An 8,260-nucleotide genomic window follows, 5' to 3' on the forward strand; every position below is an offset into this window, starting at 1 on the left:
CTCCACACCTGCACCCGCCGACCGACACGCCCCACCCCTAATCGCCGAAGAGCCACCAGAACCAACCGCCCCAGCCGCACCGGCGTCCGCGGAAAGTGACACCGCGCCCCTCAGGGCCAGCACAGCCGCCCGTCCACCAAGTGGCGCGCCCCCGTCTGGACATACGAGCACCCCGAACCCACAGCCCAACTCCACCGCAACGACGCGCCCCCCATCCACTGGATCGACCGCATCCACCAGCGACACCGGCTCCGCGTCCACTGGCAGACCCACCCCCACAAGCGGCCCCGCATCCACCGCCGCGCCCGCGTCCGCAGGAGGGACCGCGCAGCCCGATATCCCTGCGCGAACAGGCGGGACTGCGTCTGCAAGCGGGCCCACGTCGGCTAGTGGGACGGCGTCGGCCGGTGGGCGCGCGTCGGCCGCTGGAACGGCGTCGGAGGGCGGGCCTGCGTCGGCTAGTGAGTTCGCGTCGGCCATTGGGTCTGCGTCGACGTCCGCCCCCACGCCCACGTCCGCGGGAGGGACCGCGCGGCCCGATGCCCCTGCGCCAACTGGCGAGACGGCGTCTGCAAGCGGGCCTAGGTCGGCTGGTGGGACGGCGTCGGCCAGTGGACGCGCGTCGCCCGGTGGGACGGCGTCGGTGGGCGGGCCTGCGTCGCCTGGTGAGGTCGCGTCGGCTGGCGGAGCCGTGTGGGCTGGTGGGATGGCGTCTGTGCCTGCGGACACGTCTGGCGACGGATCGCGCTCGGGCGGGTCGGTGGGGGAGTCGCAGGTGACGGCCGTGCTTGATTTCACCGCTGTGCCCGAGTTCGGGACGCCGCCGGACCCCGCCGCCCTGGAGGCCGACCTTCGGCGGATGCTCGCCGACCGGCTCGACGTCGCCGACCGCCTGGAAAGGCGGGCGCGGTCCATCCGTGTGAGGCCCGGTGCGGCGGTGGCCCCGCCGCGGGTGATGATCGTGGACGACGCGTCCCGCACGGCCACCGTCGTCGAGGTTCGCGCCCACGACCGGCCGGGCCTCCTCTGGCGGATCGGACAGGCGTTGGGCGCGTGCGGCCTACAGGTTCGCGCCGCCCAGGTCGACACTCTGGGCGCCGAGGCCGTGGACGTCTTCTACGTGGTGGACGCAGGGGGACGCCCCCTGGACGATCCCGTGGCTCTCGCGTCCGTCCGCTCTCAAGTCCTGGCGGCTCTCCGCTGACCTACCTCCGTCCACTGCCCAAAGTCCGCCGCCAGCTGCGTAGGTGGACGGCTTCATGTGCCGCTCCCCGATCCCCGATGCGTCTGCTGCCCCACAGCTGACTGGCCCCTCAGCTCGTCGGCGAAGGGACGGCCGTTCCAGGCCAGATTCGCGATCTTCCGGCATTGCAGGGCTTGCTGGCCACAGCCGAGGCGTTCCGCTGCGCCTGTGTCAACAGCGGCGTCCGGAGGCGGCATGGGGTTGGACGGACGAGCGGCCGTTGAGAACGTCCCGGCGAGAGGGGCAGGGCTCGGCCGGTGACCCGATACGCTGATAGGCGATCCCAGAAGCTTTAAGGACGGTCCAGACACGTGTTCGAGACGCTCTCCGACCGGTTGACGACGGTCTTCTCGTCGCTGCGCAGCAAGGGCCGGCTCTCCGAGGCCGACATCAACGCCACCGCCCGCGAGATCCGGATCGCGCTGCTCGAGGCCGACGTCGCGCTGCCCGTGGTCAAGGACTTCATCGCTCAGGTCAAGGAGCGGGCGCGGGGCTCGGAGGTCTCGCAGGCGCTGAACCCGGCGCAGCAGGTCGTCAAGATCGTCAACGAGGAGCTCATCAACATCCTCGGCGGCGAGACGCGCCGGATCAGGCTCGCCAAGAACCCGCCGACCGTGATCATGCTCGCGGGTCTGCAGGGCGCCGGTAAGACGACGCTCGCGGGCAAGCTGGCCCGGTGGCTGAAGCAGGAGGGTCACGCGCCGATGCTCGTGGCCGCCGACCTGCAGCGTCCCAACGCCGTCCAGCAGTTGCAGGTCGTCGGCGAGCGGGCCGGGGTGCCCGTGTTCGCGCCGGAGCCGGGCAGTGGCGTCGGCGACCCGGTGGACGTGTCGCGCCGGTCCATCGAGCAGGCCAAGCACGCCCAGCACGACGTCGTCGTCATCGACACCGCGGGACGTCTCGGCGTCGACGCCGAGATGATGCAGCAGGCCATCGACATCCGCGACGCCGTGAAGCCCGACGACGTGCTGTTCGTCGTCGACGCGATGGTCGGCCAGGACGCGGTCAACACCGCGCAGGCGTTCATGGACGGCGTCGGCTTCGACGGCGTCGTCCTCACCAAGCTCGACGGCGACGCGCGGGGCGGTGCGGCGCTGTCCGTCCGGCATGTCACCGGACGTCCGATCATGTTCGCCTCGACGGGCGAGAAGCTCGAGGACTTCAGCGTCTTCCACCCGGACCGCATGGCGGGCCGCATCCTCGACATGGGCGACATCCTCACCCTGATCGAGCAGGCCGAGCAGGCGTTCGACGCCGAGCAGGCCGAGCGGATGTCCAGCAAGTTCGCCTCGGGCGAGGACTTCACGCTCGAAGACTTCCTCGAGCAGATGATGATGATCCGCAAGCTCGGGCCGATCGGCAACCTGCTCGGCATGATGCCCGGAATGGGGCAGGTCAGGGAACAGGTCAACCAGATCGACGACAAGGACCTGGACCGGATCGCCGCGATCATCCGCTCGATGACCCCGCAGGAACGCGCCCAACCCAAGATCATCAACGGGTCGCGGCGAGCGCGCATCGCGAACGGCTCCGGCGTCGGCGTCGGCGAGGTCAACAGCCTCGTCACCCGGTTCTTCGACGCGCAGAAGATGATGCGCCAGATGGCGGGCGGGATGGGCCTGCCCGGAATGCCCGGCGGACGCAAGAAGGCCAAGGCCGCGAAGGCGTCCAAGAAGAAGGGCAAGCAGCGCAGCGGCGACCCGCGCAAGCGCGCCGGCGGCGGCAAGGGACGCCAAGATCAGCAGCCCGCCGCCGGCGGCGCGACGCCCCAGGGACTTCCGCCAGGGCTCGGCGGCGGCCCCGGCACCGCCCCTGGCCTCCCGCCCGGCCTCGGCGGCCAGCTTCCGCCCGGCTTCCAGATGCCCGACCTGGACAAACTCCAGAGCCGCAAGAAGAAGTAGTCGGCCGTTCGGGCCCAAGTAGTCCCTGACGTCGGCCTCCAAGCGAACGCAGCGATCCAAGAGTAGTAGTCGGCCGTTCGGGGCCAACGTCGTCCCTGACCTCCGCCTCCTCGCGAACGCAGCGATCAAAGCAAGACGTGCTGCGCAATGCCGTTGACGTGCCGCATCGCCATTGACGTCGGACGCTGAGCAGCTTCCCAAACCGGAAACGTTGATCGGTGCGTGACCCGCTGCGCCCCTCGCCGCCGCCCTGCGAGTCGAAGTGCGATAACCCGCATGATCTGGTGATGGCATACGTCGCCGCGGTATTGCAGCTGCCTGCTCCCGGAGAGGCCGAGGCGCTGTGGCAGTCGGCTTTGTGGCGCTAACGGGTATTGGACGCCCTGTTTCAGGAGCGGCGAGGGTGACCGTCGGCCAAATACGCTGGTCACCTCACAGCGATGGCGGGACGGCGATCGCCGCATCGCCGCTGGTCGCCGCCCGGCCAGTCCGGTCGTCTACCCGCGCCAGTCCGGGCGGCCCGCCAGGACAGTTCAGGTGGCCCGCCCGGCCAGTTCGGGATCGCCGTCTGATCATTTCTCGCCGGAGCTTGGCTCGCTCGACGGCAGAGCCCGCGGTCGGGCAACACGACATCGCGCGATTGCGCGTTTCCGTGGATCGTCTGGCAGAATGACAGGCTGGAAACCCCGGAGTCGCCAGGCGCCCTCTCTCGTCCATGGCGACCGGAGTCCTCGGGCGGCCGTGAGCCGGTGTTCCCCACCTGGCACGGGCCGTCCACCCTGTTATGAAGTCTGGAGTACACCACACCCGTGGCAGTCAAGATCAAGCTCAAGCGTCTGGGGAAGATCCGGAACCCGCAGTACCGGATCGTCGTTGCCGACGCCCGCACCAAGCGTGACGGGCGCGCCATCGAGGAGATCGGGCTCTACCAGCCCAAGCAGGAGCCGTCGCTCATCCAGATCGACTCGGAGCGGGCGCAGTACTGGCTCGGCGTCGGCGCGCAGCCGACCGAGCCCGTCCTCAACCTGCTGAAGATCACCGGCGACTGGCAGAAGTTCAAGGGCGAGCCGGGTGCCGAGGGCACCCTCAAGGTCGCCGAGCCGAAGCCCGACAAGAAGGCCGCGTTCGAGGCCGCCGTCAAGGAGTCGCTGGGCGACGACGAGGCCGCGGGAGCCGCGACGACGGGCCGGGGCAAGAAGAAGGCCGAGCCGAAGAAGTCCGAGGCGAAGTCCGAGCCGAAGTCTGAGGCGAAGGCCACCGAGACGACCGAAGCTAAGAGCGAGGGCTGACGTGCTCGAAGAAGCGCTCGAGCACCTGGTCCGCGGGATCGTGGAGAACCCGGACGACGTCCGGGTCCGCGCCCGCCGGATCAGGGGCGGCCGGGTCCTCGAGGTGCGGGTGCACCCCGAGGACCTCGGGAAGGTCATCGGCCGCAGCGGACGCACCGCCAAAGCCCTCCGCACGGTGATCAGCGCCCTCTCCGGGGGCCGCTACGTGCGCGTTGACCTCCTCGACGTCAACGAGGTCCGCTGAGTGGTGTCCCGATGAGCGAACCGCTCGTGGTGGGACGGATCGGACGGCCGCACGGGGTACGCGGTGAGGTCACCATTGACGTCCGCACGGACGAACCGGACATCCGGTTCGCCGCGGGCACGGAGATCGTCACCGACCCCGCGGCCGCCGGCCCCCTCACCGTCGAGCGTGCTCGCTGGCATTCGGGACGCCTGCTCGTGCGCTTCGCCGGGATCGGCGACCGCGATGCCGCCGAAGAACTCCGCGGCACATGGCTCGTCGTCGACCCCGGTGACATTCCCCCGTCCGCAGACCCGGACGACTTCCACGACCGGGAACTCATCGGGCTCGCCGTCGTCACCGCGGAGGGCGCCGACGTCGGCCGGGTCTCCGACGTCCTGCACCACGGCCAGGACGTCCTGGTCGTCAACGGGCCCGGCGGGGAGACGCTGGTCCCCTTCGTGACCGCGCTCGTCCCCGAGGTGGACGTTCCCGGGGGGCGGCTCGTCATCGACCCGCCCCCCGGCCTGCTCGGCGAATCATGAGAATCGACATCGTCACGATCTTCCCGGAGTACTTCGCCGCCCTCGACATCTCCCTCCTCGGCAAGGCACGGCGAACCGGACTCCTGGACGTCCACGTCCACGACCTGCGCGACTGGACCCACGACCGCCACCGCACCGTGGACGACACCCCGTACGGTGGCGGCCCCGGCATGGTCATGAAGCCAGAACCATGGGGCGAAGCACTCGACACCATCGTCCCCCCCACCCCAACGCCATCCGTGAGCGCCACAACCCCACCCCGATCCGTGGCCGCCACAACCCCAACGCCATCTGCGAGCGCCACACCTCCAGCGCCATCTGCGAACGCGCCAACCGCCTCGCCGCCTGCGGACGCGACAGCCCCAACGCCGCCTGCGGACGCGACAGCCCCAACGCCGCCTGCGAGCGCGACGGCCCCAACACCGCCTGCGAGCGCGCCCCACCCCGTCTCCGACGCTGGCCAGCCTGTGGCCTCTGGGGCGGTGCCGCGGCTGATCATCCCCACGCCGAGCGGGCGGCCGTTCACGCAGGCCCTCGCAGCGCAGTACGTGTCCGAACCGTGGCTCCTCTTCGCCTGCGGACGCTACGAAGGCATCGACTCACGTGTCGTCGACGAGGCCCGCACGCGGATGCCCGTGGACGAGGTCAGCCTCGGAGACTTCGTGCTCGCCGGGGGAGAGGTCGCCGTACTGGTCATGATCGAGGCGATCGGACGCCTCCAGCCCGGCGTCCTCGGCAACGCCGACTCGGTCGCGGACGACTCGTTCGCGCCCGGCGCCATGGAGTCGCTCCTGGAGGGCCCCGTATACACCAAGCCCCCCGTCTGGCGAGAACGGCCCGTCCCGGACATCCTCCTGTCGGGCCACCACGGCGCGATCGCCCGGTGGCGGCGCGACGAGGCGATTCGCCGCACCGCGCGGCACCGTCCCGACCTGCTCGCCCGTCTCGCCCCGGAGGACCTCGACGAACGGGACCGCGCCGTCCTCGGCGAGGCCGGTTTTCCGGTTGACGGCGAAGATATGGCAGACTAGAGCGTCCGTGCGTCCAGATCGCACGGCACCCCACGACCACTTTCCGCGGCGCGACGCCCCCACGAAAGACCCACCGGGGCCTCTCGACGCCCGCGTTCGACCATGAGGAACCGCTGCGATGCACACCCTGATCCAGGAGATCGAGAAGGCCGCCATGCGCGCCGACGTCCCGGACTTCCGTCCGGGCGACACGCTGAAGGTGCACGTGCGTGTCACTGAGGGCAACCGGAGCCGTATCCAGGTCTTCCAGGGCGTGGTGATCCGGCGGCAGGGCGGCGGCGCCCGCGAGACCTTCACCGTCCGCAAGGTCAGCTACAGCGTCGGTGTCGAGCGGACGTTCCCGATCAACAGTCCCTCCATCGACAAGATCGAGGTCGTCACCCGCGGCGACGTCCGCCGCGCCAAGCTCTACTACCTGCGCAACCTCCGCGGTAAGGCCGCGCGCATCAAGGAGAAGCGCGACCACTGAGTCCGCCGCCGAGCCGGCGACCCACTCGATCGCCAAGGATGAACAGGGCCGATCTGAGCCGATGAATGACAACGCCCCGGGAACCCGTAACGGTGACCGGGGCGTTGCCAGTTTCGGATGGAAATGGCCGACCTGCTCCCTGACGACACGCCCACGGGCGGCGTCCGCGGGGCCCTGCGCCGCTAGGCTTTCGCTCTGATGACTGACGAGGACGATCGGAGAGACGTGCGATCCGAGGCCGAGGGCGCGGTGCCCGAAGAGAAGGAGCCCTTTGATTCGGCCGAGGAGACGGCCGACGGCTCCGACGACGACGGCAAGCGCAAAAAGAAGAAGCAGGGCTCGTTCTGGAAAGAGCTCCCCGTCCTCATCGTGGTCGCCGTCGTGCTGGCCCTCGTCATCAAGGCGTTCGCGGTCCAGGCCTTCTACATTCCGTCCGGGTCCATGGAGAACACCCTCCAGGTCGGCGATCGCGTCCTCGTCAACAAGATCGTCTACCACACCCGCGACATCGCCCGCGGCGACGTCATCGTCTTCAACGGCCTCGACTCCTGGGACCCGGAGATCCAGGTCGAGGAACCCGGCAACCCCGTCTCCCGGGCGCTGCGCGCCGTCGGCACCGCGTTCGGCGTCGCTCCCAACGAGAAGGACTACATCAAGCGCGTCATCGGCATCCCCGGCGACCACGTCAAATGCTGCGACGCCAAGGGCCGCGTCACGGTCAACGGCGTCCCGCTGGACGAGGACTCCTACATCTTCACCGACCCGATCACGCACGAGCGGAACAAACCGTCTAACGAGCCCTTCGACGTCACTGTGAAGCCGGGCCAGCTGTGGGTCATGGGCGACCATCGTGAACTCTCCTACGATTCCCGTTCCCACCGGGGTGACCCCGGCGGCGGCACCATCCCGATCGACCGCGTCATCGGCCGCGCATTCGTCATCGTCTGGCCGCTGGACCGCATGTCCACCCTCCCGATTCCCGACACCTTCAAACAGAACGCGCTGGCCGCCGCCATCCCCGCCACCCCCTACGCCCTAGGCGTCATTGCAACCCTCCCGCTCGCCTACCTCCTAAGACGCCGCCGCCTAAGAGCCACCTGACCCCGCCCCCACGGCCACCCGCACCCGGTGAGAAACGACCGGGCCATCGCCGCCACCGGCCCGAGGCGACACCAACCCAAGACCTTGGGGTCGCCGCTCTCACCCGCCAACCGCAAGAACCGGCAGCGGCCCGCTGAGACGTGCGTCTGGACGCGGCAATATCGGCCGCCGAACCAAACTCGAAGCGCGCAAAGATGATCTCGCCGTGGGCCTTGTCGAGTAAATTGGACGCCGCCTGGATACGCGCAATCAGCCTCCGTCCATGGGATTGGTCCCGGACACGAATTCAGCCACGGATCTAACCTGTTCCGAGCCTTGACGCACTGCCCTTAGATGGCCTTCGCCGAAAGGGATGAGTCAACGCCGGAGCCCCTCCTGGCCAAGCGGGCATACACGGCCAGGTGCTCCCAGATGGGAACACGGGACCGTCCGCTTCCCGCGACAGCACAGTGCACGAG

8 protein-coding genes and 1 pseudogene are annotated in these 8,260 nt (G+C 69.5%); all 9 read left to right on the forward strand.

Annotation, left to right across the window (positions count from 1 at the left end):
• Window positions 1–775 precede the first annotated feature (775 nt).
• The 9 genes and pseudogenes from E1287_RS40340 to lepB all read left to right on the forward strand — a co-directional run bounded on the left by E1287_RS40340 (window position 776) and on the right by lepB (window position 7,802).
• Entirely contained in the window at window positions 776–1,204 is a 429-nt protein-coding gene (locus E1287_RS40340) for an ACT domain-containing protein (protein ID WP_243719773.1), read from the forward strand.
• Between the two features lie 350 nt (window positions 1,205–1,554).
• Window positions 1,555–3,144 carry a signal recognition particle protein gene (gene ffh, locus E1287_RS40345; RefSeq protein WP_131970943.1) on the forward strand — a complete coding sequence of 530 codons (1,590 nt, stop codon included), beginning with the start codon at window positions 1,555–1,557 and terminating at the stop codon, window positions 3,142–3,144.
• Window positions 3,145–3,953: 809 nt separating this feature from the next.
• Window positions 3,954–4,433, forward strand: coding sequence for a 30S ribosomal protein S16 (gene rpsP, locus E1287_RS40350; RefSeq protein WP_131970945.1), 480 nt, complete (start codon window positions 3,954–3,956; stop codon window positions 4,431–4,433).
• Window position 4,434: 1 nt separating this feature from the next.
• Complete coding sequence (locus E1287_RS40355) at window positions 4,435–4,677, forward strand: RNA-binding protein (RefSeq protein ID WP_021598307.1); 243 nt, start codon at window positions 4,435–4,437, stop codon at window positions 4,675–4,677.
• An 11-nt stretch (window positions 4,678–4,688) separates the two neighbouring features.
• Window positions 4,689–5,201, forward strand: a complete 513-nt coding sequence (gene rimM / locus E1287_RS40360) for a ribosome maturation factor RimM (protein WP_131970947.1) — start codon at window positions 4,689–4,691, stop codon at window positions 5,199–5,201.
• Window positions 5,198–5,410: pseudogene (locus E1287_RS45175) on the forward strand (tRNA (guanosine(37)-N1)-methyltransferase TrmD); the annotation flags it as partial. The gene rimM and the pseudogene E1287_RS45175, both read left to right, overlap by 4 nt.
• Window positions 5,411–5,467: 57 nt before the next feature.
• A complete protein-coding gene (locus E1287_RS45180) occupies window positions 5,468–6,232 on the forward strand; it encodes a tRNA (guanosine(37)-N1)-methyltransferase TrmD (protein ID WP_279508645.1) in 765 nt (254 codons plus the stop codon).
• Window positions 6,233–6,350: 118 nt separating this feature from the next.
• Window positions 6,351–6,701, forward strand: a complete 351-nt coding sequence (gene rplS / locus E1287_RS40370; RefSeq protein ID WP_089312872.1) for a 50S ribosomal protein L19 — start codon at window positions 6,351–6,353, stop codon at window positions 6,699–6,701.
• A gap of 198 nt (window positions 6,702–6,899) precedes the next feature.
• Window positions 6,900–7,802: a signal peptidase I gene (gene lepB / locus E1287_RS40375; protein WP_131970951.1), complete on the forward strand. Its 903-nt coding sequence runs from the start codon at window positions 6,900–6,902 to the stop codon at window positions 7,800–7,802.
• The last annotated feature ends 458 nt before the right edge of the window (window positions 7,803–8,260 follow it).

The organism is Actinomadura sp. KC06, assembly GCF_004348735.1.
Classification (GTDB): domain Bacteria; phylum Actinomycetota; class Actinomycetes; order Streptosporangiales; family Streptosporangiaceae; genus Spirillospora.